This window comes from Micromonospora sp. A3M-1-15 (assembly GCF_024213425.1).
In the GTDB taxonomy this organism is placed as follows: Bacteria; Actinomycetota; Actinomycetes; order Mycobacteriales; family Micromonosporaceae; genus Micromonospora; species Micromonospora chersina.
Genome location: NZ_JANAVK010000001.1, coordinates 1,005,807 through 1,031,092, shown reverse-complemented (window position 1 = coordinate 1,031,092; position 25,286 = coordinate 1,005,807). Strand labels below are relative to the sequence as shown.

The 25,286-nt window shown below is 74.2% G+C and carries 21 protein-coding genes; 14 read left to right on the top strand and 7 right to left on the bottom strand.

The window, feature by feature from the left end; all coding sequences use genetic code 11:
* Positions 1 to 91 precede the first annotated feature (91 nt).
* Positions 92 to 1,447: a CAP domain-containing protein gene (locus tag NLX85_RS04655; protein WP_254331785.1), complete on the bottom strand. Its 1,356-nt coding sequence runs from the start codon at positions 1,445 to 1,447 to the stop codon at positions 92 to 94.
* A gap of 373 nt (positions 1,448 to 1,820) precedes the next feature.
* On the opposite strand from NLX85_RS04655, the gene NLX85_RS04650 reads away from it, so the two are divergent.
* From NLX85_RS04650 to NLX85_RS04640, 3 genes are all read left to right on the top strand, one after another.
* The gene (locus NLX85_RS04650) at positions 1,821 to 2,015 is read left to right on the top strand and encodes a hypothetical protein (protein ID WP_007456482.1); all 195 of its coding nucleotides are present in this window, start codon (positions 1,821 to 1,823) and stop codon (positions 2,013 to 2,015) included.
* A 301-nt stretch (positions 2,016 to 2,316) separates the two neighbouring features.
* Complete coding sequence (smc, locus tag NLX85_RS04645) at positions 2,317 to 5,916, top strand: chromosome segregation protein SMC (protein WP_254331784.1); 3,600 nt, start codon at positions 2,317 to 2,319, stop codon at positions 5,914 to 5,916.
* On the top strand, positions 5,913 to 6,533 hold the full coding sequence (locus tag NLX85_RS04640) for an HAD-IA family hydrolase (protein ID WP_254331783.1): 621 nt from the start codon (positions 5,913 to 5,915) through the stop codon (positions 6,531 to 6,533). The genes smc and NLX85_RS04640 overlap by 4 nt, the downstream gene beginning before the upstream one ends.
* 61 nt (positions 6,534 to 6,594) lie before the next feature.
* Here NLX85_RS04640 and NLX85_RS04635 read toward each other — a convergent pair whose 3' ends face one another.
* From NLX85_RS04635 to NLX85_RS04615, 5 genes are all read right to left on the bottom strand, one after another.
* Positions 6,595 to 7,131 carry a DinB family protein gene (locus tag NLX85_RS04635; RefSeq protein WP_254331782.1) on the bottom strand — a complete coding sequence of 179 codons (537 nt, stop codon included), beginning with the start codon at positions 7,129 to 7,131 and terminating at the stop codon, positions 6,595 to 6,597.
* Between the two features lie 42 nt (positions 7,132 to 7,173).
* Positions 7,174 to 7,662 carry a universal stress protein gene (locus NLX85_RS04630; RefSeq protein ID WP_254331781.1) on the bottom strand — a complete coding sequence of 163 codons (489 nt, stop codon included), beginning with the start codon at positions 7,660 to 7,662 and terminating at the stop codon, positions 7,174 to 7,176.
* A 4-nt stretch (positions 7,663 to 7,666) separates the two neighbouring features.
* Positions 7,667 to 9,286, bottom strand: a complete 1,620-nt coding sequence (locus NLX85_RS04625) for an MDR family MFS transporter (RefSeq protein WP_254331780.1) — start codon at positions 9,284 to 9,286, stop codon at positions 7,667 to 7,669.
* Between the two features lie 112 nt (positions 9,287 to 9,398).
* The gene (locus tag NLX85_RS04620; protein ID WP_091312461.1) at positions 9,399 to 9,824 is read right to left on the bottom strand and encodes a MarR family winged helix-turn-helix transcriptional regulator; all 426 of its coding nucleotides are present in this window, start codon (positions 9,822 to 9,824) and stop codon (positions 9,399 to 9,401) included.
* Between the two features lie 13 nt (positions 9,825 to 9,837).
* Positions 9,838 to 11,550, bottom strand: a complete 1,713-nt coding sequence (locus NLX85_RS04615; protein WP_254331779.1) for an alkaline phosphatase D family protein — start codon at positions 11,548 to 11,550, stop codon at positions 9,838 to 9,840.
* Between the two features lie 146 nt (positions 11,551 to 11,696).
* Here NLX85_RS04615 and ftsY point away from each other — a divergent pair, with 146 nt between their 5' ends.
* The 11 genes from ftsY to NLX85_RS04560 all read left to right on the top strand — a co-directional run bounded on the left by ftsY (position 11,697) and on the right by NLX85_RS04560 (position 24,539).
* Positions 11,697 to 12,890 carry a signal recognition particle-docking protein FtsY gene (ftsY, locus tag NLX85_RS04610; protein WP_254331778.1) on the top strand — a complete coding sequence of 398 codons (1,194 nt, stop codon included), beginning with the start codon at positions 11,697 to 11,699 and terminating at the stop codon, positions 12,888 to 12,890.
* The gene (locus tag NLX85_RS04605) at positions 12,865 to 13,761 is read left to right on the top strand and encodes an aminoglycoside phosphotransferase family protein (protein ID WP_187399608.1); all 897 of its coding nucleotides are present in this window, start codon (positions 12,865 to 12,867) and stop codon (positions 13,759 to 13,761) included. The genes ftsY and NLX85_RS04605 overlap by 26 nt, the downstream gene beginning before the upstream one ends.
* A gap of 251 nt (positions 13,762 to 14,012) precedes the next feature.
* Positions 14,013 to 15,371 carry an ammonium transporter gene (locus tag NLX85_RS04600; RefSeq protein ID WP_308210663.1) on the top strand — a complete coding sequence of 453 codons (1,359 nt, stop codon included), beginning with the start codon at positions 14,013 to 14,015 and terminating at the stop codon, positions 15,369 to 15,371.
* Positions 15,372 to 15,396: 25 nt separating this feature from the next.
* On the top strand, positions 15,397 to 15,735 hold the full coding sequence (locus tag NLX85_RS04595; protein WP_013284578.1) for a P-II family nitrogen regulator: 339 nt from the start codon (positions 15,397 to 15,399) through the stop codon (positions 15,733 to 15,735).
* Positions 15,736 to 15,751: 16 nt separating this feature from the next.
* Positions 15,752 to 18,061 (top strand): [protein-PII] uridylyltransferase, encoded by a 2,310-nt coding sequence (locus NLX85_RS04590; RefSeq protein ID WP_254331777.1) that lies wholly within the window; start codon positions 15,752 to 15,754, stop codon positions 18,059 to 18,061.
* A 76-nt stretch (positions 18,062 to 18,137) separates the two neighbouring features.
* Positions 18,138 to 19,040: an ABC transporter ATP-binding protein gene (locus tag NLX85_RS04585; protein ID WP_254331776.1), complete on the top strand. Its 903-nt coding sequence runs from the start codon at positions 18,138 to 18,140 to the stop codon at positions 19,038 to 19,040.
* Positions 19,030 to 19,851, top strand: a complete 822-nt coding sequence (locus tag NLX85_RS04580) for an ABC transporter permease subunit (protein ID WP_254331775.1) — start codon at positions 19,030 to 19,032, stop codon at positions 19,849 to 19,851. The genes NLX85_RS04585 and NLX85_RS04580 overlap by 11 nt, the downstream gene beginning before the upstream one ends.
* Positions 19,852 to 19,871: 20 nt before the next feature.
* On the top strand, positions 19,872 to 20,999 hold the full coding sequence (locus NLX85_RS04575) for a sensor histidine kinase (RefSeq protein ID WP_254331774.1): 1,128 nt from the start codon (positions 19,872 to 19,874) through the stop codon (positions 20,997 to 20,999).
* Positions 20,996 to 21,652 carry a response regulator transcription factor gene (locus tag NLX85_RS04570; RefSeq protein ID WP_254331773.1) on the top strand — a complete coding sequence of 219 codons (657 nt, stop codon included), beginning with the start codon at positions 20,996 to 20,998 and terminating at the stop codon, positions 21,650 to 21,652. The genes NLX85_RS04575 and NLX85_RS04570 overlap by 4 nt, the downstream gene beginning before the upstream one ends.
* Positions 21,653 to 21,801: 149 nt before the next feature.
* The gene (gene ffh / locus NLX85_RS04565) at positions 21,802 to 23,355 is read left to right on the top strand and encodes a signal recognition particle protein (RefSeq protein ID WP_254331772.1); all 1,554 of its coding nucleotides are present in this window, start codon (positions 21,802 to 21,804) and stop codon (positions 23,353 to 23,355) included.
* A 104-nt stretch (positions 23,356 to 23,459) separates the two neighbouring features.
* Positions 23,460 to 24,539, top strand: coding sequence for an amidohydrolase family protein (locus tag NLX85_RS04560; RefSeq protein ID WP_254331771.1), 1,080 nt, complete (start codon positions 23,460 to 23,462; stop codon positions 24,537 to 24,539).
* 73 nt (positions 24,540 to 24,612) lie between these two features.
* Here NLX85_RS04560 and NLX85_RS04555 read toward each other — a convergent pair whose 3' ends face one another.
* Positions 24,613 to 25,248, bottom strand: coding sequence for a TetR family transcriptional regulator (locus NLX85_RS04555; protein WP_254331770.1), 636 nt, complete (start codon positions 25,246 to 25,248; stop codon positions 24,613 to 24,615).
* Between the last annotated feature and the right edge of the window lie 38 nt (positions 25,249 to 25,286).

Sequence of the window (25,286 nt, the reverse complement as noted above, 5' to 3'; positions counted from 1 at the left end):
CGGTGCGCCGGCGACAGGGCCGGCACCGCTCAGGCGTCCCCGGCGTACCTCACCCGGTCAACGAGCGCGGACCCGGTCACGACGCGACCGCTCAGCGCGGCGTGCCGAAGTCCTGCGTCCAGTACGGCCCGTTGCTCCGCGCCACGCCCACGCCGATCTCGGTGAACGAGCAGTTCAGGATGTTCGCCCGGTGACCCGGGGAGTTCATCCAGGCGTCCATCACCGCGGCCGGGCTCTGCTGGTTCCAGGCCACGTTCTCGCCGTACGACCGCCAGGCGTAGCCGACCCGGTCGAGCCGGTCGCCCACGTCGCTGCCGTCGCTGCCGTCGTGCGACATGGTCTTGTGGTCGGCCTGGTCCTGGCTGTGCCGCTGGGCGGCGAGCGTCAGCTTGTCGTCGACGGTCAGCGCCTTGCAGCCGGCCTTGGCCCGCTCCTGGTTGACCAGGTCGACGACCTCCCGCAGTTCGGCGGTGAGCCCCTTGGTCGAGGTCGTCGTGGCGCCCGTGCCGCTCGGCGCGGTGCTCCGCGGCAGCTGCCGGGACGGCGCGGTGGTCCGGCTCGGCGTCGGGGTCGGCTTCTTCGTCGGGCTGGGCCTGGCGCTGGTCGGCGCGGCGCTGGGGCTGGTCGACTCCGGTGCGAGCGCGTCGGCCGGTCCCGCCTCGGCGCCGTCGGAGGAGAGCGGGGCGGCGGCCACCGGGCCGTCGGCGGCGGTCCGCTCGGTCGGCTGGTCGTCGCCGGGCAGCAGCACGGCACCCACGCCGAGGCTCACCACGAGGGTCGCCGCGGCGGCGGCCCCACCGATCAGGAGGGGACGGGGCAGCCGGCGCCGCTGCCGGTGCCGGCCGGTGTCGTCCGCCGGATCGTCGGTGACCGGCTGCCACGCGGCCGTGGGCCGCTCGTCGGCGACCGGCTGCCAGGCGGCGGTCGGCTGCTCCTGAGGGCGCCAGGCGGGCTGCTCGTCGGCGACCGGCTGCCAGGTAGCGGTCGGCTGCTCCTCGGGGCGCCAGGCGGCGGGCTGCTCCTCGCGGCGCCAGGCGTCGGCGGGCTGCTGCTCGGGGTGCCAGCCGGCGGCCGGCTCGTACGGGGCGCCCGGGTGGGCCGCCGGGCCGTACGCCGGCGGCTCGACGGCCGGGGAGTACCCGGTCCGGTCGGCGTCGGCGTACCGCCCGGCGTCGGCCCACCCGTGCGCGGCGGCACCGGCGGCGGGGAGGTTGCCGGTGCGCTCCGTGGTGTGGTCGTCCCGCCACGGGGTGGTCGGTTCATCGGCCCGCCAGGCGCCGGTGGGCGCCTCGGCGCGGTGCGGGGCGGGCTGCTCCGGCTCGTCCCCGAAGAGGTACGACGACCGCGGCTCGGGCCGGTCGGTGAGCCAGGCCGGTCCCTCGTCGGTCGGCGGCTCGGGGCGTCGAGGAGCGCCATCCGGTTCGATCGGGTCGGTCCAGCGGTACACGCCTGTCCCCTCCACGGGTCGGTTGCGGGCCGCAGTGACGCTACGGGCGGGCCACGAGCTGCGGCAACGTGGCTAAGAAAGAGTTAAGGGGAACCAGACAGCAAGGGTGAGGTGTTCACACATTCCCGGGCGTACAGTAAAGGCGTCCGGACAGAGCGTGTCCGCGCCTTGTGGCAACCCCCCGACAAGTGGACCGGGCGACGTGGAGATGATCTACGGCCTGCGGGAACTTGACGAAGGAGGGGGGTTCGGCTCAATATATAGGTGTCGCCAGTCGCGCCCAGCCATGCCCGGATTTCGCGGGGATGGCAGCCGCGAACATCATGGGCGCGCGTTGGCCGGCCTTTCCGGCAGCGCATATCAAGGAGTCAGCATGGCGAAGGCCCTCTACGGCCACGTAGGTGCAGCGCCCGACCGGCGTCTGCTCGACGAGGTCACCCGACTGCGTGCCAGGGTTCAGGCACTGGAGTTCGAGATCACGCGTCTGCGCGCCGACAACGATCGGCTTGCGGCGGCTGCGGCGGAGGCTGACGACCTCCTCCGACTGGCCGAGCCCGCGCTGACCTGATCTCCGGTTGTCGGAAAACTGAATCGCACCACACAGAAAACGCGCGCCGACACCCAGTGCCGGCGCGCAGCTTTTTGTTTTCGGGGCCGTATTTCGCGATCTTGGCGGGCCTCCCGGAATTGCGTCCCGCAATTCTGATCTTGCACTTTCCCGTGGCGTACGCCACATCGCCGGAAACCGGACAGCTCCGGCACCGGGTGGGTCGCGTACCAGGCTCTCCCCGCCCGCGGGTTAGTCTGCGGGTTCACCAGGTCCGCGCAGCCGGCGACGGTACGGCGGCCACCGGACGAGGATCGAGAAGGTGCATCTCAAGAGCCTGACGGTGAAGGGCTTCAAGTCCTTCGCCTCCGCGACGACGCTGAAGCTGGAGCCCGGGATCACCTGCGTGGTCGGCCCGAACGGCTCCGGCAAGTCCAACGTCGTCGACGCCATCGCCTGGGTGCTCGGCGAGCAGGGCGCCAAGGCGCTGCGCGGCGGCAAGATGGAGGACGTCATCTTCGCCGGCACCGCCGGCCGGGCGCCGCTCGGCCGGGCCGAGGTCACCCTCACCATCGACAACACAGACGGCGCGCTGCCGATCGAGTACACCGAGGTCTCCATCACCCGCCGGATGTTCCGCTCCGGCGAGAGCGAGTACGAGATCAACGGCGACTCCTGCCGGCTGCTGGACATCCAGGAGCTGCTCTCGGACTCCGGCATCGGCCGGGAGATGCACATCATCGTCGGCCAGGGCCGGCTGGACGGCATGCTGCACGCCAAGCCGGAGGACCGGCGGGCGTTCATCGAGGAGGCGGCCGGCGTCCTCAAGCACCGCAAGCGCAAGGAGAAGGCGCTGCGGAAGCTCGACGCGATGCAGACCAACCTCAACCGGCTCACCGACCTCACCGCCGAGCTGCGCCGCCAGCTCAAGCCGCTGGGCCGGCAGGCCGAGGTGGCCCGCCGCGCCGCCGCCATCCAGGCCAACCTGCGCGACGCCAGGCTGCGGCTGCTCGCCGACGACCTGCACACCCTGCGCACCACGCTGGACCGGGAGATCGCCGACGAGACCGCGCTGCGCGAGCGGCGCGAGCAGATCGAGGGCGAACACGGCGAGGTGCAGGCCCGCCTCGGCGAGCTGGAGGCCGCGCTGGCCGAGGATGCCCCGCTGCTCGCCGCGGCCCAGGACACCTGGTACAAGCTCTCCGCGCTCCAGGAGCGGTTCCGCTCCATCGAGCAGCTCGCCCGGGAACGGCTGCGGCACCTCAGCGCCACCGGCGACGACGAGCGCCCCGGCCGCGACCCGGACCAGCTGGAGGCCGAGTCCCGGCGGGTCCGCGAGCAGGAGGAGGAGCTGCGCGCGGCGCTCACCGAGGACCAGGTCCGGCTCGCCGAGGCGGTCGAGCACCGGCAGGAGCTGGAACGGCAGCTCGCCGCCGCCGAGCGGGAACTCGTCGCCGCGGCCAAGGCCATCGCCGACCGGCGGGAGGGGCTGGCCCGGCTGACCGGCCAGGTCAACTCCGCCCGGGCCCGGACCACCAGCGCCGGCGAGGAGATCGAGCGCCTCGCCGCCGCGCACACCGACGCCCTGACCCGCGCCGAGAAGGCCCAGGCCGAACTCGACGCCGTCGCCGAGCAGTCCACCGAGGCCGACCGGGACAACGCCGACCTGGACGCCCGGCACGCCGAGGCGGTCGCCGTGCACGAGCAGGCCCAGGCCGCCGTGCGCAGCCTCGCCGACGCCGAGCGTGCCGCCGAGAAGGACGCCGCCACCTGGAAGGCCCGCGAGGAGGCGCTCGCCCTCGGCCTGCGCCGCAAGGACGGCGCGGGCGCCCTGCTGGCCCGCGCCGACCAGGTGCCCGGCCTGCTCGGCAGCCTCTCCGGTCTGCTCACCGTCGCACCGGGCAACGAGGCGGCGCTCGCCGCCGCGCTCGGCGGGCTCGCCGACGCCGTCGCGGTCAGCGGGGTGGACGAGGCCGTCGAGGCCATGCGGCTGCTCAAGATTGCCGACGCCGGCCGGGCCGGCCTGCTGGTCGGCAGCCCCGCCGGCCCCGGCATGGCCGGCTCCGCCGACGCGCTGCGCCCGAAGCTGCCCGAGGGCGCCCGCTGGGCCCCCGACCTGGTGGAGTGCTCCGCCGAGCTGCGCCCGGCCGTGCACCGGGCGCTGCGCGACGTGGCGCTTGTCGACGACCTCGCCGCCGCGGCCGAGCTGGTCGCCGGCAACCCGGAGCTGCGCGCGGTCACCCCCGACGGCGACGTGGTGGGGGCGTACGCGGCGGCCGGCGGGTCGGCCAAGGCGCCCAGCTACATCGAGGTGCAGGCCGCCGTGGAGGAGGCGCGGGCCAACCGGGCCACCGCCGAGCGGACGAGTGCCGAGCTGCGCGAGCAGCTGGTCGAGGCGCGCGCCGAGGTGGCCGCCGCCAAGGAGGCCGTGCAGCACGCCGCCGCCGCCAAGCGGGAGGCGGAGAGCCACCGCAACGCCGCCGCCCGCCGCCTCGCCGAGCTGGGCGCGGCCGCTCGGTCCGCCAAGGCGGAGACCGACCGGCTCGGCGAGTCCCGGGCCCGCGCCGAGGCGGCCCGGGAACGAGACCTTCAGGCCCTCGCCGAGCTGGAGGAGCGGCTCCGGCTGGCCGAGGTCACCCCGCTCGACGCCGAACCGTCCACCGAGGAACGCGACCAGCTCGCCGCCATGGTGCCGCAGGCCCGGCAGAACGAGATGGAGGTCCGGCTCGCCGTGCGTACCGCCGAGGAGCGGGTCTCCTCGATCGCCGGCCGGGCCGACTCCCTCGCCCGGCAGGCGACCGCCGAGCGGGCCGCGCGGGAGCGCGCGGCCGCCCGGCGCGCGGCCCGCACCCGCGGCGCGGAGATCGCCCGGGCCGTGGTCGGCGGCGCCCGCGAGGCGCTCACCCGGCTCACCGTCTCCCTGGCCCGGGCCGAGGAGCACCGCGACGAGGTGGCCCGCGAGCGCGCCGCCCGCGAGGCCGAGCTGTCCGAGGTACGCGGCGCGGCCAAGCGGCTCGGCGCCGAGCTGGAGCGGCTGACCAGCCAGGTGCACCGGGACGAGGTGGCCCGCGCCGAGCAGCGGCTGCGCATCGAGCAGCTGGAGGCCAAGGCGGCCGAGGACTTCGGCCTCGACGTGGCCACCCTGATCGCCGAGTACGGCCCGGACCAGCTCGTCCCGCCCACCGACGCCGACGTCGCCGCGGCGGAGAAGGACGGCACGCCGGTGCCCGAGCCGGTCCGCTACGAGCGGCCGGTGCAGGAGAAGCGGGCCGCCAAGGCGGAGCGGGAACTGGCCCTGCTCGGCAAGGTCAACCCCCTCGCGCTGGAGGAGTTCGCCGCGCTGGAGGAGCGCTTCAAGTTCCTCTCCGAGCAGCTGGAGGACCTCAAGGCCACTCGCCGGGACCTGCTCACCGTGGTCAAGGACGTCGACGACCGCATCCTGGAGGTCTTCGCCAGCGCGTTCGAGGACACCGCGCGGGAGTTCGAGCAGGTGTTCACCGTGCTCTTCCCCGGCGGCGAGGGGCGGCTGGTGCTCACCGACCCGGAGGACCTGCTCACCACAGGCGTCGAGGTCGAGGCCCGGCCGCCCGGCAAGAAGATCAAGCGGCTCTCCCTGCTCTCCGGCGGGGAGCGGTCGCTCACCGCGGTGGCAATGCTCGTGGCGATCTTCCGCGCGCGGCCCAGCCCGTTCTACATCATGGACGAGGTGGAGGCGGCCCTCGACGACGTCAACCTGGGTCGCCTGATCACGCTGCTGGCCCAGCTCCGGGAGAAGAGCCAGCTCATCGTGATCACGCACCAGAAGCGGACCATGGAGATCGCCGACGCGCTCTACGGCGTGACCATGCGCAGCGGGGTCACCCAGGTGATCAGCCAGCGGCTCAACCGGGCCGACGACGAGGGGCAGGGGAACAGCGAGTGAGTCGGGAACGCGCCACGGCGCTCCTGGTGGACTTCGACGGCGTGCTGCGCCGCTGGGATCCGGCGGTGGCCGCCCGGGTCGAGCGGGAGTACGGGCTGACCGAGGGCGTCCTCGGCGAGATCGCCATGTCCTGGGGGCTGCTCCAGCCGGTGCTCACCGGCAGGGTGAGCCACGCCGAGTGGATGAACAGCGTCACCGAGGCGCTCACCCCCTCGGTCGGCGACCCGGGCCGGGCCCGGGCCGCGGTGGACGCGTGGCAGCGCTACCGGGGCGAGGTCGACCCCGACGTGCTCGCCTTCATCCGGGAGGTCCGGTCGGCCGGTGTCCGGGTCGGGCTGGGCACCAACGCCACCGACGTGCTCGACGCCGACCTGGCCGCGCTGGACCTCACCGACGAGCTGGACGTGGTGGTCAACTCCTCGGTGATCGGGGTGCACAAGCCGGCGAAGGAGTACTTCCAGGCGGCCTGCGAGGCGCTCGGCACCCCGCCGGCCCGGGTGCTGTTCGTCGACGACGAGGACCGGGCGGTGGCCGGCGCCCGGGTGGCCGGGCTCTCCGCGCACCGCTGGAGCGGCCCGGCGGACCTGCGCTACCTGCGCGCGGCGCTGGCGTACTGAGCCGGCCGGGTGGCGGGTTCCGGTCGGCCGGGACGCCGCCACCTCGCTGTGCCGCGGGAGGTCAGTCGCCGGTGACGCCGTCGATGCGCTCGCGGATCAGGTCGGCGTGGCCGTTGTGCCGGGCGTACTCCTCGATCATGTGCACGTAGACCCAGCGGACGCTGATCGTCCGGGTCTCGGCGCTCCCGTCACGCCGGGTGCGCTGGAAGGTGTGGTCCAGCGACAGGCCGGCGGCGGCCTTCCGGGCCGCCTCGACCTCGGCGCGGAAGGTGGCGAAGGCCTCCGCCGGGTCGGCGTCGGCGACGGCGTTCAAATCCGCGTCCGGGTCCTCGTCGCCGTCGTAGAGGCCGGGGATGTCCTCCCCGGCGGCGCGGATCCGGAACCACCAGCGCTCCACGTCGGCCATGTGGCGGACCAGCCCGAGCAGGGTCAGGGTGGACGGCTCCACGCTCGCCGTCCGGAGCTGCTCGGCGGTCAGGCCGGCGCACTTGTACAGCAGGGTGTCGCGGTGGTAGTCGAGCCAGCCTTCCAGCATGGTGCGCTCGTCGCCGACGTAGGGCTCGTGACTGCGGTCGATCTCAGGTGCTCTCCAGGTCATCGGGCCATCCTCCGGCCCGCCGACAACGGCCGCGACCCGATTTCAGGGCACCACCACGACCGGCCAGCGGCCGGTGCGGACCAGCCGGGTGGCGACCGAGCCGACCAGCTTGTGGCCGGCCTGCTCGGACGACCCGACCACCACCAGGTCCGCGCGGTGCTCGTCGGCCGCCTTGCACAGCTCGGCGTACGCGTCGCCGCGCCGGCACAGGAAGGTCACCGGCAGGCCCAGCTCCTCGGCGCCGCGCCGGCACTCCTCGCGCAGCTCGGCGGCCAGCTCGTCGTGGGTCTGCTGGACCGCCCCGGCCACCACCCCGGACATGATCCCCGCGTACGGGGCCGGCGAGCTGACGAAGACCACCACCAGCCCGGCCCCCTGCCGGCGGGCCAGCCCGGCGGCGTACGCGGCGGCGCGCAGCGAGGTGCGGCTGCCGTCGACGCCGACCAGCACCACCCGGGGCCCGTCCGTGCCGCGTTCGAACGGCAGCGGCCGGGCCTGCGGGCCGTACCTCTCGCGCTCGGGTGCGTCCATCGGGTCAGTCCCGCCCGCCCGTGCGTACCACCGGGGCGGCCGCGCCGGCCGCGACTGTCGACTCCCGCTCGACCTCGGCGGAGATCGCGTCGCCGTTGGTCCGGCGCAGCGGCACCTCCTTGATGAAGAGGACCGCGATCAGCGCGATCAGCCCGAACGGGGCGGCGGCCAGGAAGATGTCCCCGGCGCCGTGCCCGTACGCGGCCTCGACGACCGCGCGGATCGGTGCGGGCAGGGTGTGCACGTTGGGCAGGGTACCGCCGCTGCCCGAGCTGGAGGCCGGGATGCCGAGTCCGGCGAGTCCCTCGGCGAGGTAGTCCTTGACCTTGTGGCCGAGGATGGCGCCGAGCGCGCTCACCCCGATGGCGCCGCCGAGGCTGCGGAAGAAGGCCACCACCGAGCTGGCCGCGCCGAGCTCGTGCGGGCCGACGGTGTTCTGCACGGCGAGGACGAGGTTCTGCATGGTCATGCCCAGGCCGAGGCCGATCAGCGCCATGAACACGGCGAGTCGCCAGTAGGGGGTGTCCGCCCGCATGGTGCCCATCAGCGCGAAGCCGACGGTGAGCAGCGCCGAGCCGGCGACCAGGTACCGCTTCCAGCGGCCGGTGTTGGTGATGATCCGGCCGACCACGGTGGAGGCGATCAGAAGGCCGAGGATCATCGGCAGGGTCATGAGGCCGGACATGGTCGGGCTCTCGCCGCGGCTGATCTGGAAGTACTGGCCCAGGAAGACCGAGGCGCCGAACATGCCCACGCCGACCGCGATGCTGGCGACCACGGCGAGGGTGATGGTGCGGTTGCGGAACAGGCGCGGCGGGATCATCGGCTCGGCGGCCCGGTTCTCCACCCGGAGGGCGAGCGCGCCGAGCAGCACGGCGCCGGCCACCATGACGGCGCTCTGCCAGGACATCCAGTCGTACTTGTCGCCGGCCAGGGTGACCCAGATGAGCAGCAGGGAGACGGCCGCGGTGATGAGAGTGGCCCCCCACCAGTCGATCTTCGCCTCGCGCTTGACCACCGGCAGGTGCAGGGTCTTCTGGAGCACGACCAGGGCGAGGACGGCGAACGGCACGCCCACGTAGAAGCACCAGCGCCAGCCCAGCCAGTCGGTGTCGACGATGACGCCGCCGATCAGCGGGCCGCCGATGGTGCCCACGGCCATGACCGCGCCGAGGTAGCCGCTGTAGCGGCCGCGCTCGCGCGGGGCGATCATCGTCGCCATGATCACCTGCGCCAGGGCGGTCAGGCCGCCCGCGCCCACGCCCTGCACCACCCGGCAGGCGATGAGCTCGCCGGTGGTGTGCGACTGCCCGGCCAGCACCGAGCCCAGCACGAAGACGCCGAGGGCGAGCTGGACGAGGATCTTCTTGCTGGTCAGGTCGGCGAGCTTGCCCCAGATCGGGGTGGTCGCGGTGGTGGCCAGCAGCGTGGAGGTGACCACCCAGGTGTACGCGGACTGGCCGCCGTGGAGGTCGGTGATGATCCGCGGCAGCGCGTTCGAGACGACCGTGGAGGAGAGGATCGCGACGAACATGCCCAGCAGCAGGCCGGAGAGCGCCTCCAGGATCTGCCGGTGGGACATGTCGACGGCGGTCGCCCGGGTGGGCACTGTCGCCTGCGTCATCGTGGAAAGCCTCCGGGAAAGACGGGGGAAGAGTTGCCTCGGGCAACCGTATGGCTTGGTTGCCCCAAGCAACAACCGCACGTGGCGCAGGTCTTATTCCGGGCGGACCCGGTCAGAAGGTCTCGTTGAACCGGTGCATGAGCCGCGCGAAGTCCTCGACGTCCTGTTTCGGCCACGATTCGAGCGAGCGCCGGATCTGCCCGAGTCGGGCCGCCCGTGCCGCGTCGAACCGGCGGGTGCCCTCCTCGGTGAGGCTGAGCTGGGCGGCCCGCCGGTCGGTCGGGTCCGGGTCGCGGCGGACCAGCCCCAGCGCCTCCAGGCCGCCGATCTGCCGGCTCAGCGTGCCCTTGCCGATGCCCAGCTTGCCGGCCAGGTCGGTGAGCCGGGTCGAGCCGGACCGGCGCAGCCAGAGCAGCAGCCCGTAGGCGTTGGGCTCCAGGTTGGGATGGACCTCGCGGGCGATCTCCCAGGACAGGGCGCGCCCACGCCGCAGCAGCGCGGTCAGTTCGTGCTCCACGGCGCGCAGGCTCTCGTCCACGCTGAGAGGGTACTCACACCCCGTCGCTGAGCCGCTGCCGCGCCACCGTGCGGAGGTGCCCGTCGCTCGTGGTGCCCTCGATCACCACGTCGGCCGTCCGGCCCTCGTGGGTCAGCGTGGCCACCGCGTTGCCGAAGTAGGGTCCGGCCAGCTTCTTCCACCGCACCAGCGGGCGGCGCACCCCGGCCGAGCGGGCCAGCGCCCGGGCCGCGCCGGCCGGCCCCGGGTTCCAGCCCAGCTTCATGAGCGGGCGCATCCCGGCCGGCACCTGGTTGTGGATCGGCGAGCAGGTGAGCTGGTGCACCGGGGTGCGTACGCCCCGGTCGGCGAACCGGGCCCGGGCCACGTACGAGTGGTGCACGTCCCCGGAGAGCACGCTGATCGAGGCCGGCCGCGAGTACGCCGGGCCGGCGCCGACCCGCGCCCCCTCGCGCGGCGCCGTGCCGCTGCCCAGCCGGGCGAACAGTTCGCCCAGCGCCTCGAAGGAGCGCCGGAACGAGGCCCAGTGCTCCAGGTCCCAGGCCCGCCGCATCTGCTCCGCCAGCTTCGCGACCCACGGCCGGCGGGAGTCGGCCAGCTTCTCGTTCCAGGACTCGACGTGATGGATGCCGAGCGGGAGCAGCCAGGGCAGCGAGGCGCCGACCACCAGGTGGTCGTAGACGCCGTGCGCCCGGTCCAGGAACCAGGACCACTCGCCGGGCGGCAGCATGGCCCGGTTGCCGGAGTCGAGCACCCGGCTGGAGCGGTTGTCCAGCATGACCAGGCGGGTCCGCCCCAGGTCCAGCGCGTAGCTCCACTGGTACTGCACGGCCCGCCAGCGCTCGGTGTCGTGCGCGACGTCGGCCTCCTGGTCGACCCGCTCGCCGAACTCGTGCAGCACGCCGGTGGCGTCCTCGGCGGCCATCACCTTGGCGTACACGGGGTCGGCGGCGATCTCGTCCGGGGCCAGGTTGCCCAGGTGCTGGTAGACCCAGTAGGAGGCCAGGCCGCTGCGGATCCGCTCCGCCCACCAGGGCTGGGTGCGCATGTCCGCCCGCCAGGACGCCGAGGTGTTCCAGTCGTCGATGACCTCGTGGTCGTCGAAGATCATCACGCTCGGTACGGTGGAGAGCAGCCAGCGGATCTCCGGGTCCCGCCAGGACTCCAGGTAGAGCTTCGTGTACTCGTCGAAGCTGACCACCTGGGTGGCCGGGGCGCCCTTCGGGCGGCGGCGCCGCCGCTTGAGCAGTCGGCGCACGGTCGGCGAGGTCTCGTCGGCGTAGACCTGGTCGCCGAGGAGCACCAGCAGGTCGGGCAGCGAGGCCGGGTCGGGGGCGGCGATCTGCCGCCGGGCGTACGCGTCCAGCGCGTCCGGGGGCAGCCGGCGGGCCGTGGCGTGCTGGGTGGTCTCCCGGCAGGAGCCGAAGAGCAGGTTCACCGGCTGGTCCAGGTCGTCCTCCGCCCGGGTCCGGATCACGCTGGCCGGGAAGCCGCTCTCCGGCACCGGCCAGGCCACCTCGTCGTCGATGAGCACCTCGTAGGTGGTGCTGCTGTCCGGGGCCAGCCCCGACACCACCACGATCGCGTAGTGGTGGTCGTACGCCGAGAAGGTGGGCGCGCTGCCGGTGGCCCCGCCGGCCGTGCGGACGGTGACCACCGCGGGGGCGCTGGTCTCCACCCAGACGGTGGCGCGCGTGCCCACGACCCGGCGCAGCAGCGGGCCGATGAGCAGACGGGGACCGGTCACGGCGCACCTCCGACGAAGATCATTAGCCCTTTCCTACCCGGCCGGCGGTTGCGGCACGCCTTCCAGCCGCGAGCGTACCCGCAGCTTGTTCACGTGCCGAGGCGGTGAGTGGGACGCCGTCGCCGGCATCTGACAGGATTTCGGGCATGAAGGAATACCTCCTCGTCGCACTCGCCCTGCTCGTGGCGCTGATCCTCGGCGGCCTCAGCCTCGTGGTGCCCCGGCTGCGCCGGCGCCCCGAGCCGCCGCTGCCGGAGACGGAGGTCGACACCAGGGCCGAGGAGGACCTGGCCGGGCCGCCGGTCGAAGCGGCGGAGTCGGACCTGCGCACCGGCGTGCTGGTCGAGCCGCCGCCCGTGGTCGAGGCGCCGCCGCTGCCCACCATCGAGGTCCCCGAGCCCACCGCCGGCCGGCTGGTCCGGCTGCGCTCCCGGCTGTCCCGCTCGCAGAACGTCTTCGGCAAGGGCCTGCTCGGCCTGCTCAGCCGGGACCGCCTCGACGAGGACACCTGGGAGGAGATCGAGGACAGCCTGATCACCGCCGACGTCGGCATCGACTCCACCCGCGAGATCGTCGACCGGCTGCGCGAGCAGACCCGGGTGCTCGGCACCCGGTCGGTCGACGAGCTGCGCACGCTGCTCGCCGCCGAACTGGTCAACGCGCTCGACCCCACCCTGGACCGGTCGCTGAGGACCGCACCCAAGGAGGGCGTCCCGGCGGTGCTGCTGGTGGTCGGGGTCAACGGCGCCGGCAAGACCACCACCTGCGGCAAGATCGCCCGGGTGCTCATCGCGGACGGCCGGACCGTGCTGCTCGGCGCGGCCGACACCTTCCGGGCCGCCGCCGCCGACCAGCTGGAGACCTGGGGCGGCCGGGTGGGCGCGGAGACCGTCCGCGGCCCCGAGGCCGCCGACCCGGCCAGCGTCGCCTTCGACGCGGTCAAGCGGGGCATCGACACGGCGGTCGACACCGTGCTGGTGGACACCGCCGGCCGGCTCCAGAACAAGGTCGGCCTCATGGACGAGCTGGGCAAGGTCAAGCGGGTCGTGGAGAAGCACGGCCCGATCGACGAGACCCTGCTGGTGCTCGACGCCACCACCGGGCAGAACGGCCTGGAGCAGGCCCGGGTCTTCACCGAGGTGGTCAACGTGACCGGTGTGGTGCTGACCAAGCTCGACGGGACCGCCAAGGGCGGCATCGTGATCGCCGTGCAGCGCAAGCTGGGCATCCCGGTGAAGCTGGTCGGCCTCGGCGAGGGCCCCGACGACCTGGCCCCGTTCGACCCCGCGCAGTTCGTCGACGCGCTGCTCGGCAATGAGCCGCTCGCCCGGGACGCGTAGCCTCGACGTGACGACTGACGATCGCGCCTACGCGGGGTGGCGCGACCCCAGCCACCCGTCGCCGCGCCTCGGGAGACCGTACGTGACTTCGCAGGAGATCCCGCTGCACGGCGGGAACGTGAGCACCGTCGTCCGGGTGGGCGACACGGTCCGGCGCAACGCGGGCCCGTGGACCCCCTCGGTGCACGCGCTGCTGCGCCACCTGGAGTACGTGGGCTTCACCGGCGCGCCCCGCGCCCTCGGCATGGACGAGCGCAACCGCGAGGTCCTGTCGTACCTGGAGGGGGAGTGCGGGGAGTACCCCCTCGCCCCGCACTGGGTCACCGACGAGGCCCTGGTCACCGTGGCGACCATGCTGCGGATGTTCCACGACGCCCAGTACGGCTTCACCCCGCCGCCCGGTGCGGTCTGGCGCTCGTTCGGCCCGCCCCCGCCGGACACCGAGGTGATCTGCCACCACGACGCCGCCCCGCACAACGTGATCTGGCGGCCCGACGGCACCCTCGGCCTGATCGACTTCGACCTGGCCTCGCCGGGCGCCCGGATCTACGACGTGGCGTACGCGGCCTGGACCTGGGTGCCGATCTTCTCCGACCGGGACTCGATCACCCTCGGCTGGAAGCACCCGGACCGGCCGCGCCGGCTGCGCCTCTTCGCCGACGCGTACGGGCTGATCCCGCGGGACCGGCACCGGCTGATCCGGACCATCCGCAAGCGGATCGTCGACCACGTGGAGGGCATCCGGCGGATGGCCGCCGCGGGGGAGCCGGCGTTCGTCCGGATCGTGCACAAGGGCCACCTGCGCCGGCCCATGCGCGACCTGCGGCTGCTCGACTACGAGCGGCACGCCCTGGAGTACGCCCTGCGCTGACCTGGAGTACGCCCTGCGCTGACCGCGTGGCGAGGAAGAGTGGCCGGTTCCGCGTCGGAACGACCACTCTTCCCGTTTTCCCCGGGCATGATCGTCGTTCTTCACACGCCGGAAACAACCCGTCACGCGTCGGAAATCGAGCGGTGTCGGTGAAGGAAACAGCCGCCGAGCAAGCTTCCGCGCAACCGGCTGACGGGCGATGCTGCCAGGTCTCAGTCGGAGGGAGGACTACGACACCGAGAGGAGGCAGCGTGGAGATCGATACCGGGAACACTGCCTGGCTGCTTGTTTCGACTGCGCTCGTGCTGCTCATGACGCCCGGTCTGGCCCTGTTCTACGGCGGGCTGAACCGTTCCAAGGGCATGCTGAACATGATGATGATGAGCTTCTCGTCCATCGGGCTCGTCAGCATCCTGTGGCTTTTCTACGGCTTCACCGTCGCCTTCGGGGAGGGCGGCAAGTTCATCGGTGACCTGGGCCAGTACCTGGGCACCAAGACGTTCGTCGGTGAGAGCGACCTGTGGGGCGAGACCGGTATCCCGCTCTACGTCTTCATCGCCTTCCAGATGATGTTCGCCGTCATCACCGTCGCGCTGATCAGCGGGGCGCTGTCCGACCGGACGAAGTTCGCCGGCTGGCTGGTGTTCGCGGCCGGCTGGGCCACCCTGGTCTACTTCCCGGTCGCCCACATGGTCTGGGGCGGCGGCCTGATCGGCGGCGACATCGGCGCCCTCGACTTCGCCGGTGGCACGGCGGTGCACATCAACGCCGGCGCCGCGGCGCTCGCCCTCGTGCTGGTCCTCGGGAAGCGGGTCGGCTGGCCCCGGGAGAGCACCAAGCCGCACAACATCCCGCTGGTCGCACTCGGCGCCGGTCTGCTCTGGTTCGGCTGGTTCGGCTTCAACGCCGGTTCCGAGCTGACCGCCGACGGGGTCACCGCGCTGGCCTTCATGAACACCCAGGTCGCCACCGCCGCCGCGCTGCTCGGCTGGATCGTGGTGGAGTGGGTGCGCGACGGCAGGCCGACCCTGGTGGGCGCTTCCTCGGGTGCGGTGGCCGGCCTGGTCGCCATCACTCCGGCGTGCGCCTTCATCACCCCGGCCGCGGCGGTGCTGCTGGGTCTGGTCGCCGGTGCGGTCTGCGCCCTGGCCGTGGGCCTGAAGTACCGGCTCGGCTACGACGACTCCCTCGACGTGGTCGGCGTGCACTTCGTCGGCGGGTGGATCGGCTGCCTGTGGATCGGCCTGTTCGGCACCGCCTCGGTCAGCTCGCTTGTCGCCAGCGACGGCCTGCTGGTCGGCGGTGACGCCACCCTGCTGGGCAAGCAGGCGCTGGGCGCGCTGATCGTCACGGTCTACTCCTTCGTCGTCGCGTACGCCCTCGGCTTCGTGATCGACAAGACGATCGGGTTCCGGATCTCCGCCGAGGCCGAGGTCGAGGGCATCGACGTCGCCGAGCACGCGGAGAGCGCCTACGATCTGTCGCCCACCACGGGCGGCAGCGGGGGCGCGTTCGCGATGGCCGGGATCGGCGCGACCAGGCCGGCCCCGGAACCCACCGACCCGGCGGAGGAGCCCGCCGAGCCGGTCAGCGAGAAGGTCGCCGGTTAACGTTCCTGGGATGGAGGGGTTGGACATGAAGCTGGTGACCGCGGTCATCAAGCCGTACCAGCTGGACGCGGTGAAGGAGGCCCTGCACGCCCTCGGCGTGGCCGGCCTGACCGTCAGCGAGGTCCAGGGCTACGGCCGGCAGAAGGGGCACACCGAGGTCTACCGGGGTGCCGAGTACACGGTCGAGTTCCTGCCCAAGATCCGGGTCGAGGTGCTCACCGACGAGATGGACGTCGACAAGATCGTCGACGCCATCGTGGGGGCCGCCCGGACCGGCAAGATCGGCGACGGGAAGGTCTGGGTGACCGGTGTCGAGGAGGTCGTCCGGGTCCGTACCGGCGAGCGCGGGCTCGACGCCCTCTGACACCGGAGCCGACGACATGACCTCGTTGACCACGACGACCGGCCCCACCGGGGACGGCCAGCTCGTGGTCAACGAGGTCGTCGGCGTACCCGGGGGGATCGGCGCGTCGGCCCGGGCGGCCCGGGCCGACGCCCTGGACGCCTGGCTGCGCGGCATCTTCCCCGTGCGGGCGGGGGTCGCCCTGGTCGCGGTCGGCGGGCTGGGGCGGCGGCAGTGCGCGCCCTACGGCGACCTCGACCTGGTGCTGCTGCACGCGGGGGTGCCCGGCATCGACGAGCTCGCCGCCTCGCTCTGGTATCCGATCTGGGACGCCGGCCTGCGGCTGGACCACTCGGTGCGGACCGTCCCCGAGGCGCTCTCGGTGGCCCAGGACGACGTCAAGGTCGCCCTCGGGCTGCTCGACGCCCGCCACGTGGCGGGCGACCCGGCCCTGGCCGACCAGCTCGTCCGCACGGCGGCCGACCACTGGCGGCGCACCGCCGTCCGGCAGCTCCCGGGCCTGCGGGAGATCACCGCGGCCCGGTGGGAGGCCCACGGTGAGCTGGCCTTCCTCCTCGAAGGCGACCTCAAGGAGGCCGCCGGCGGGCTGCGCGACGCCGGCATCCTCCGGGCCATCGCCACCGCGGGGGTGACCGACGCGCTGCGCCCCGCCGTGCACGCCGCCCACCGGCGGCTCCTCGACACCCGCGACGCCCTGCACCAGCAGGTCGGCCGCCGGGTCGACCGGCTCGTCGCCCAGGAACGCGACGGCGTCGCCGCCCTGCTCGGGCTGCGCGCGTCCCTCAGCGGGGACGCGGACGCCGAGGCCGTGCCGGTCGGTGACGGCGACGCGCTGCTGCGCCGGGTGGCCGGGGACGCCCGGACCGTCAGCCACGCCCTCGACGACGCCTGGCGGGCCGCCGACCGGCTCCGGGCCGGCCGGCACCGGACCGCCGGCGGCCGGCCGCTGCGCCGCCCGGTCGCCCGGGACGTGGTCGAGCAGGACGGCGAGCTGGTGCTCGCCCGCGCCGCCATCGGCGCCCGCCCCGACCCGAGCCTGTCGCTGCGGGTCGCCGCCGCCGCGGCCACGACCCGACTGCCCATCGCCCGGGCCACCTGCGAGTGGCTGGCCGCGTACTGCCCGCCGCTGCCCGCGCCCTGGCCGCCGGCCGCCCGGGCCGCGCTGATCACCCTGCTCGGGGCCGGTCCCGGCCTGGTACCCGCGTGGGAGACCTGCGACCGGTACGGCCTGATCGACGGCTGGCTGCCCGAGTGGACCCGGCTGCGCAGCCTGCCCCAGCACAACCCGGTGCACCGGTTCACCCTCGACCGGCACCTGGTCCAGGCCGCGTACGAGGCGAGCCGGCACACCCGCGACGTGGAACGCCCCGACCTGCTGCTGCTCGGCGCGTTCCTGCACGACATCGGCAAGGGACTGCCGGGCGACCACAGCACCGTGGGCGCGCCCCTGGCGGAGGCGGTGGCCACCCGGGTCGGGCTGCCCGAGGACGAGGCGGCGCTGATCGCCAAGCTGGTCCGGCTGCACCTGCTGCTGCCCGACGTGGCCACCCGGCGGGACCTCTCCGACCCGAAGACCGTCGCCGGTGTCGCCGAGCGGGTCGGCGACACCACCACCCTGGACCTGCTGCACGGCCTGGTCCGGGCCGACGCCGCGGCCACCGGGCCGGCCGCCTGGTCCGACTGGAAGGGGCGGCTGGTCGCCGAACTCGTCGCCCGGGTGCGCACCGCCCTGGACACCGGCGTGGTGCCCGCCCCGCCGGCCCCCGACCCGGCGCTGGTCGCCGGGCCGCTGCCCGTCGTACACCTCGGGGAGGACCGGGTGTCGGTGGCCGCGGCCGACCGGCGGGGGCTGCTCGCCACGGTGGCCGGCTGCCTGGCCCTGCACCGGCTGGACGTGATCTCCGCGGACGCCGCCACGGTCGACGGCCGGGCCCTGGTGCAGTGCCGGGTGCAGCCACGCTACGGGCTGGCCCCCGACCCGATCGCGCTCCGCGCCGACCTGCGCCGCGCGGTCGGCGGCGACGTCTCGGTCACCCAGCGGCTGCGCGGCCGGGCCCTGGCCGCGCGCGGCCGGGGCGCCGCGCCCCGGGTGGTCTGGCACCGCGAGGCGGCCACCGACGCGGTGCTGCTGGAGCTGCGCGCCGCCGACGCGGCCGGGCTGCTCTACCGGGTCACCTGTGCCCTCGACGAGGCCGGCGCCCAGGTTCGGGCCGCCCGGATCTCCACCCTCGGCGGCGACGTGGTGGACGCGTTCTACCTGGTGGGCGGCTGGCCGTCCGACGCCGACCGGGCCCGGATCGAGGCCGCGGTGCTCGCCGCCGTCTGACTACGTCACCGGACGTAGGCCGGAAGCCGCCGCCGGGACGACGTGCCGGGGGCCGCGCGGCGGGACGCTCGGTGGCATGAACCTGCCAGTGCAGACCGAAGGGCTCACCAAACGGTACGGCGGCCTGACCGCCGTGCAGGACCTCCAGCTCACCGTCCGGGCCGGCGAGGTGTACGGCTTCCTCGGCCCCAACGGCGCCGGCAAGACCACCACCCTGCGCATGCTGCTCGGTCTGGTCCGCCCGACCGCCGGCACGGTCCGGCTGCTCGGCCGCCCGCCCGCCGCCGGCCGGCTCACCGGGGTCGGCGCGCTCATCGAGGGGCCGGCCTTCTACCCGTACCTCTCCGGCCGGGACAACCTGCGGGTGCTGGCCCGCTACGCCGGGGTCGGCGCCGACCGGGTCGCGCTCGTGCTCGACCTGGTCGACCTCGCCGACCGGGCCGGCGACCGCTACGCCGGCTACTCGTTGGGCATGAAGCAGCGGCTCGGGGTGGCCGCCGCCCTGCTGAAGGACCCCCGCCTGCTGATCCTGGACGAGCCGACCAACGGCCTCGACCCGGCCGGCATGGCGGACATGCGCACCCTCATCCGCCGGCTCGGCGCGGCCGGCTGCACGGTGCTGGTCTCCAGCCACCTGCTCGGCGAGGTCGAGCAGGTCTGCGACCGGGTCGGGGTGATCGCCCGGGGCCGGCTGGTCGCCGAGGGCAGCGTCGCCGAGCTGCGCGGGGCGGCCGGGCTGCGGCTGCTCGCCGAGCCGCTGGACGACGCGGCCGAACGGGCGCGGGAACTGGTCGGCGCCGAGCGGGTCCGGGTGGTCGACGGCGGGCTGGAGCTGGCCGTCGACCCGGACCGGGCCGCCTGGCTGAACGCCGAACTGGTCGGGGCCGGGCTCGCCGTGCGCGAGCTGCGCCCCCGGGAACGGGACCTGGAACAGGTCTTCTTCGACCTCGTGGAGAAGGGAACGGCCGATGTCGCGTAGCTTCCGCGCCGAGACCGTCAAGCTGGTCCGGCGGCCGGCCACCTGGCTGCTGCTGGCCATCACGCTGGTGCTCTCGCTGATCTTCACCTACGTCTTCCCGTACGCCGGCGTCGCGGGCGGCACCGACGGGCCGAACACCGACCGGGGGCTGCCCGCGCTGCTCCCGGACCAGCTGGTCGGGAACTCCCTCGGCGGCCTGCCGGTCTTCCTCGGCGCGATCCTGCTGATCCTCGGCGTGCTCACCGTCGGCGGCGAGTACGGCTGGGGCACCTGGAAGACCGTGCTCACCCAGGGCCCGACCCGGCTGGAGGTGTACGCCGGCAAGCTGCTCGCCCTGGCCGCCGCCGCGCTGGCCGTGGTGCTGGCGGTGTTCGTGGTCGGCGCGGTGGCCAGCGTGCTCATCGCGTCCGCCGAGGCGCAGCCGGTGACCTGGCCGTCGGCCGGCGGCCTGCTCGCCGGGGTCGGGGCGGGGTGGCTCATCGCGACGATGTGGGCCATGCTCGGTGCCGTGCTCGCCGTCGCGCTGCGCGCCGTGGCGCTCCCGGTCGGGCTGGGCCTGGTGTGGATGCTCGCGGTGCAGAACCTGCTCGCCGCGATCGCCGCGCCGCTTGTCGACTGGGTGGCGACGGCGCAGGAGGGGCTGCCCGGGCCGAACGCCGGTTCGCTGGCCGCCGCGCTCGGCGCGCCCGGGGACACCCCCGGGGTGGCGGCCACCGTCGGCGGCGGGCAGGCGGCCGTGGTGGTGGCCGCGTACCTGGTCGGGTTCGCGGCGGTCGGCGCGGTGCTGCTGCGCCGGCGGGACATCGGCTGAGGCGGGGCGGGGGAGGGCACGTGGACCGCGAGCGTGGCGACCGGGGCCGGCGGCTCCTGGACGGCCTCGTCGCCCTGGCCCTGCTGGCGATCGGGCTGGCCGGCACCGCGCCGGCCGGCCTCAACCAGGGCGTGGAGGCCGGGCCGGCCGCCTACCCGCTGGTCGTGGTGGCCGCGCTCGCGGTGGCCGTCCGCCGGCGCTGGCCGGTGGCCACCCTGGCCGTGGTCACCGCGGCGAGCACCGCGTACCTGGTGCTCGGCTTCCCGTACGGCCCGATCCTGCTGTCGTTCTTCGTCGCGGTCTACACGGTGGCCGCGTTCCGGCCGGTGCGGGACGCGGCGGTGGCCAACGGCGTGGCGCTGCTCGTGCTGCTCACGCACGTCTTCGTCGGGGTGCGCCCGCCCGGCCTGGTCGGGGTCATGCCGGCCGCCGCCTGGGTGGTGGTGCCCTTCGCCGTGGGGGTCACCGTGCGGCTGGGCCGGGAGAACGCGGCGCGCAGCCGCACCGACGAGGCGCGCCGGCTGGCCGACGCCGAGCGGCTGCGGGTGGCGCGGGAGGTGCACGACGTGGTCGGGCACGGGCTCGCCGCCATCCACCTCCAGGCCGAGATCGCCCTGCACCTGCTGGCCCGCAAGCCCGAGCAGGCCGAGGCGGCGCTCACCGCGATCAGCCGGACCAGCAAGGAGGCGCTCGACGAGTTGCGGGTGACGCTGACCGTGGTCCGCCGCGACGAGGCCGCCGACGAGCGCGCCCCCGCGCCCGGGCTGGCCCAGCTCCCGCAGTTGCGCGAGCGGCTGGCCGGCGCCGGGCTCCCGGTCGCCGTCGAGGTGGCGGGTGCGCCGCGCCCGCTCCCGGTCGCGGTGGACCTGGCCGCGTACCGGGTGGTGCAGGAGGCGCTGACCAACGTGCTGCGGCACGCCGGCCCGGCCACCGCCACGGTCCGCCTGCAGTACGCGCCCACCGAGGTGGCCGTGGAGGTCACCGACACCGGCCGCGGCGCGGCCGCCCCGGCGGGCCGGCCCGGCGGGTACGGGCTGGCCGGCATGCGGGAGCGGGTCACCGCGCTGGGCGGTTCGTTCGCCGCCGGCCCCGCCTCCGCCGGCGGCTTCCGCGTGTCCGCCACACTGCCTCTGGAGGAGGTCACATGATCCGGGTGCTGCTCGCCGACGACCAGGACCTGGTCCGGATCGGGCTGCGCGCCCTCGTGGAGAGCGAGGACGACCTCACCGTTGTCGGCGAGGCCGCCGACGGGCTGGCCGCGGTCGAGGCGGCCCGCCGGGAACGCCCCGACGTGGTGCTCATGGACGTGCGGATGCCCGGCGTCGACGGCATCGAGGCGACCCGCCGGATCGTCGCCGACCCCGCGCTGGCCGGCACCCGGGTGGTCGTGCTGACCACCTTCGAGCTGGACGAGTACGTCTTCGACGCGCTCCGGCACGGCGCCAGCGGCTTCCTCACCAAGGACACCCGCCCGGCCGAGCTGCTGCGGGCCATCCGCCTGGTCGCCGAGGGGGAGGCGCTGCTGTCCCCGTCGGTGACCCGGCGGGTGGTGCGGGAGTTCGCCACCCGGCCGGCCCGGGTGCCCCGCCCGCACCCCCGGCTCGGCGCCCTCACCGACCGGGAACGCGAGGTGGTGGGTCTGGTCGGGGAGGGGCTGAGCAACGTCGAGATCGCCGAGCGGCTGGTGGTCAGCCCGGCCACGGCGCGGACCCACGTGAGCCGGGCCATGGTCAAGCTGGGCGCCCGGGACCGGGCCCAGCTCGTGGTCTTCGCGTACCAGTCGGGGCTGGTCGCGTCGTGATGGACCGGCAGCCCGGGGCCGTGGTGATCTCCCGGCGGGGGTCGGGCCGGCGGGAAGCAGTGCGGAGGCGGGACCGTTACCCTTGCGGGTAGCCGGACGTGTGCGTGCCGGCCGACTGTGCTCGCCAAACCGACAAACGGGATGTTCGCGTGTTTGACACCTTGAGTGACCGCCTGTCCGGGATCTTCACCAAGCTCCGCGGCAAGGGTCGGCTCACCGACGCCGACATCGACGCCACCGCGCGCGAGATCCGCATGGCGCTGCTGGAGGCCGACGTCGCCCTGCCGGTGGTCAAGGGCTTCATCGCGAACGTCAAGGAGCGGGCGCGCAGCGCCGAGGTCTCCGAGGCGCTCAACCCGGCCCAGCAGATCATCAAGATCGTCAACGAGGAGCTGATCAACGTCCTCGGTGGCGAGGGGCGGCGGCTCCAGTTCGCCAAGCACCCGCCGACCGTGATCATGCTGGCCGGTCTCCAGGGTTCCGGCAAGACCACCCTCGCCGGCAAGCTGGCCCGCTGGCTCAAGGCCCAGGGCCACCAGCCGCTGCTGGTCGCCGCCGACCTCCAGCGCCCCAACGCCGTCGGGCAGCTCCAGGTGCTCGGTGGCCGGGCCGGCGTCGAGGTGTACGCCCCGGAGCCGGGCAACGGCGTCGGCAACCCCGTGCAGGTCGCGCGCGACTCGATCGAGCACGCCAAGCGGGCCGCCCGGGACATCGTCATCGTCGACACCGCCGGCCGGCTCGGCATCGACGCCGAGATGATGCAGCAGGCCGCGGACATCCGCGACGCGGTCCAGCCCGACGAGGTCATCTTCGTCATCGACGCGATGGTCGGCCAGGACGCGGTCCGCACCGCCGAGGCGTTCCGCGACGGCGTCGGCATCACCGGCGTGGTCCTCTCCAAGCTCGACGGCGACGCCCGCGGTGGCGCCGCGCTGTCGGTCCGGGAGGTCACCGGGCAGCCGATCCTGTTCGCCTCCACCGGCGAGAAGCTGGAGGACTTCGACGTCTTCCACCCCGACCGGATGGCCAGCCGGATCCTCGGCATGGGCGACGTCCTCACTCTGATCGAGCAGGCCGAGCAGGCCTTCGACGCCGATCAGAAGGAGAAGATGACCGCCAAGCTGATGGGCGGCGAGCAGTTCACCCTGGAGGACTTCCTCGACCAGCTCATCGCGGTCCGCCGGATGGGCCCGATCGCCAACGTGCTGGCCATGATGCCCGGCATGGGGCAGATGAAGGACCAGCTCGCCGAGCTGGACGACAAGCACTTCGACCGGGTCACCGCGATCATCCGGTCGATGACCCCGGCCGAGCGCACCACCCCGAAGATCATCAACGGCTCCCGGCGGGCCCGCATCGCGAGCGGCTCCGGGGTCACCGTCATGGACGTCAACCAGCTGCTCAACCGCTTCGCCGACGCGCAGAAGATGATGAAGCAGATGGGCGGCATGATGGGCCTCCCCGGTGGGGGCCGGCGCAAGGCGACCAAGTCGCCGAAGAACAAGCGCAAGGGCACGAAGGGCGGCGGGCGGCCGCGCACCGGCGCCGGGGTGCCGGGCGGCTTCCCGGGCGGCATGCCGCAGCTCCCGCCGGGCCTCGACCCGGGCGACCTGGCCGGCGGCCAGGGCCTGCCGCCGGGCTTCAAGCTCCCGAAGATCGACTTCAACAAGCTCGGCAAGGGCGGTGACAAGGGCCCGCGCTGACCCACCTGCCGACGGCCCCGTCCCCACCCCTGGGGGCGGGGCCGTCGGCGTACCGGGGCGGGCTCGTCACACGTTCGCGGACGTGATCCGGTAGGACTGTGCACATGGCTCTGCATGTGCGCGGTGTGCTCCTGCCCGACGACGAGGTCCGGGACATCTGGCTCGTCGACGACCGGGTCACCTTCGAACCGGTGACCGGCGCCGAGACGGTCGTGGAGGGCGGCTTCGTCCTGCCCGGCCTGACCGACGCCCACTGCCACATCGGCATCGCCCGCGGCGGCGCCCCGATCACCTCCCTCGACCAGGCCCGCGAGCTGGCCCGCACCGACCGGGACGCCGGGGTGCTGGCCATCCGCGACGCCGGCTCGCCGTACCCGTACCCCGAACTCGACGACGAGCCGGACCTGCCGCGACTGGCCCGCGCCGGCCGGCACGTCGCGCCGCCGAAGCGCTACCTGCGCGACATCGGGGTGGAGGTCGGCGCGGCGGAGGTGGCCGCGACGGTCGCCGCGCAGGCCGCCGCCGGCAACGGCTGGGTCAAGCTGGTCGGCGACTGGATCGACCGCGGCGTGGGCGACCTCGCGCCGGCCTGGGACGCCGACACCCTGACCGCGGCGGTCGCCGCCGCGCACGACGCCGGGGCACGCGCGGCCGTGCACACCTTCTCCGAGTCGGCCGTGGAGATCATGGTGCGGGCGGGGGTGGACTCGGTGGAGCACGGCACCGGGCTGAGCCTCGACCTGATCGACCTGATGGCCCGGCAGGGCACCGCGCTGGTGCCCACCATGATCAACATCCGGACCTTCGGCCACATCGCCGAGCAGGCCCGCGCGAAGTTCCCCGGGTACGCCGACCACATGCTCGCCCTGCGTGACCGCTTCCCCGGGGTGGTCCGCGCCGCGCACGAGGCGGGGGTGCCGATCTACGTGGGCACCGACGCGGGTGGCGGCATCGACCACGGGCTGGCCGCCGAGGAGATGCTGCTCCTGCACGAGCAGGCCGGCATGTCCGCCGAGGACGTGCTGGCGGCCGCCTCCTGGCGGGCCCGGGAGTGGCTCGGCTTCCCCGGCCTGGTCGAGGGCGGCCTGGCCGACCTGACCGTCTACCCCGAGGACCCCCGCCGCGACCTGCGGGTGGTCCGCACCCCGTCCCGCATCATCCTGCGCGGCCGCGTCCTGCGCTGACCGCCTGCGCTCCCCCCGGTTGATCAAGAAGTTTGCGTCAGCGGACGGGCGTTTCCTGACGCGAACTTCCTGATCAACCCGCTGGCCGGGTGGCGGCGGCGTGGAAGAGGTGCACGGCCAGGTCGGACAGTTGGTCGGCGGTCTCGTCCACCGGCGCCTGGGGGAGCACGATGTGGCTGACCACCAGGCGGACGACGGTGTCGGCGGCGAAGGCCAGGGCCGCCGGGTCGCCCTCGGGCAGGTGTTGGCCGGCCCACTCCAGCAGGGCCGCGGACGACTCGGCGAGCACCAGCTCCGACCGGGTGGTCAGGTAGGGCAGCAGCTCGTCGGAGCCGCCCCGGGCGCTGGTCAGGATCGCCTTGACCAGGGGGTTGTCCGCGGCCGCGGCGAGGGTGTGCCGGATGGCCGCGTACGCCGCCGGCCGCACGTCGGGGCCGTGCGCCGCCAGGGCCGCGCGGACCTCGCCGACGAACCGGTCCACCTCGCGCCGGGCGAGCGCCTCGGCCAGGCCGGCCTTGCTGCCGAACTCGTTGTAGACGGTCTGCCGGCTCACCCCGGCGGCCTGCGCCACCCCGCCCATCCGCACGCCGTCCCAGCCGGCGGCGATCGCCTGCGCGCGGGCGGCGTCCACGATCGCGTCCCGCAGCCGTTGTTTGGACTCCGGCACGCCGCGCGGCGGCCCGGCGCCGTCGTTCGGAAGCTCACCCATCGCTGTCGAAGTCTACGGTCGGGCGGCGCGACACGGCG

Bases quoted from the DNA above. Each gene is read 5' to 3' on its own strand.
- NLX85_RS04635 (WP_254331782.1), bottom strand. From the start codon at position 7,131: ATGACCTGGAGAGCACCTGAGATCGACCGCAGTCACGAGCCCTACGTC.
- NLX85_RS04625 (WP_254331780.1), bottom strand. From the start codon at position 9,286: ATGACGCAGGCGACAGTGCCCACCCGGGCGACCGCCGTCGACATGTCC.
- NLX85_RS04555 (WP_254331770.1), bottom strand. From the start codon at position 25,248: ATGGGTGAGCTTCCGAACGACGGCGCCGGGCCGCCGCGCGGCGTGCCG.
- NLX85_RS04560 (WP_254331771.1), top strand. From the start codon at position 23,460: ATGGCTCTGCATGTGCGCGGTGTGCTCCTGCCCGACGACGAGGTCCGG.
- NLX85_RS04595 (WP_013284578.1), top strand. From the start codon at position 15,397: ATGAAGCTGGTGACCGCGGTCATCAAGCCGTACCAGCTGGACGCGGTG.
- NLX85_RS04570 (WP_254331773.1), top strand. From the start codon at position 20,996: ATGATCCGGGTGCTGCTCGCCGACGACCAGGACCTGGTCCGGATCGGG.
- NLX85_RS04590 (WP_254331777.1), top strand. From the start codon at position 15,752: ATGACCTCGTTGACCACGACGACCGGCCCCACCGGGGACGGCCAGCTC.
- NLX85_RS04585 (WP_254331776.1), top strand. From the start codon at position 18,138: ATGAACCTGCCAGTGCAGACCGAAGGGCTCACCAAACGGTACGGCGGC.
- ftsY (WP_254331778.1), top strand. From the start codon at position 11,697: ATGAAGGAATACCTCCTCGTCGCACTCGCCCTGCTCGTGGCGCTGATC.
- NLX85_RS04650 (WP_007456482.1), top strand. From the start codon at position 1,821: ATGGCGAAGGCCCTCTACGGCCACGTAGGTGCAGCGCCCGACCGGCGT.
- NLX85_RS04630 (WP_254331781.1), bottom strand. From the start codon at position 7,662: ATGGACGCACCCGAGCGCGAGAGGTACGGCCCGCAGGCCCGGCCGCTG.
- NLX85_RS04605 (WP_187399608.1), top strand. From the start codon at position 12,865: ATGAGCCGCTCGCCCGGGACGCGTAGCCTCGACGTGACGACTGACGAT.
- NLX85_RS04580 (WP_254331775.1), top strand. From the start codon at position 19,030: ATGTCGCGTAGCTTCCGCGCCGAGACCGTCAAGCTGGTCCGGCGGCCG.